Source organism: Paenarthrobacter sp. AR 02, assembly GCF_021538675.1.
In the GTDB taxonomy this organism is placed as follows: Bacteria; Actinomycetota; Actinomycetes; order Actinomycetales; family Micrococcaceae; genus Arthrobacter.
This window is the reverse complement of the sequence record NZ_JAJUKH010000031.1, coordinates 1-264: the sequence shown is the minus strand read 5'-3', so window position 1 is coordinate 264 and position 264 is coordinate 1. Positions and strand designations below refer to the sequence as shown.

Sequence of the window (264 nt, the reverse complement as noted above, 5' to 3'; positions counted from 1 at the left end):
GGCCGCCGGATACGGCGATGTAGGATAACGGCGGCATGGACGGGCCTCGGGAGGTGAGCTGGATGAGCTCCACTGCGCCGATCTCCCCCGAGTCCACCACGCGTTTGAGCTCGGCATAGTCGCGGTCGAAGCGGCGGTTGAAGTCCACCATGACGGGCACGCCGCTCTCCTGTGCGAAGGCTGCCGTTTCGCGGGCGCGGTCCAGGTCCAGGTCAATGGGCTTCTCGCAGAGCGCGGCGATTCCGACGGCGGCGGCCCGGCGGA

1 pseudogene is annotated in these 264 nt (G+C 68.9%); it reads right to left on the bottom strand.

The annotated features are described in order from the left end of the window. Window positions 1–264, bottom strand: a pseudogene (locus tag LRQ04_RS20840) (oxidoreductase); the annotation flags it as partial.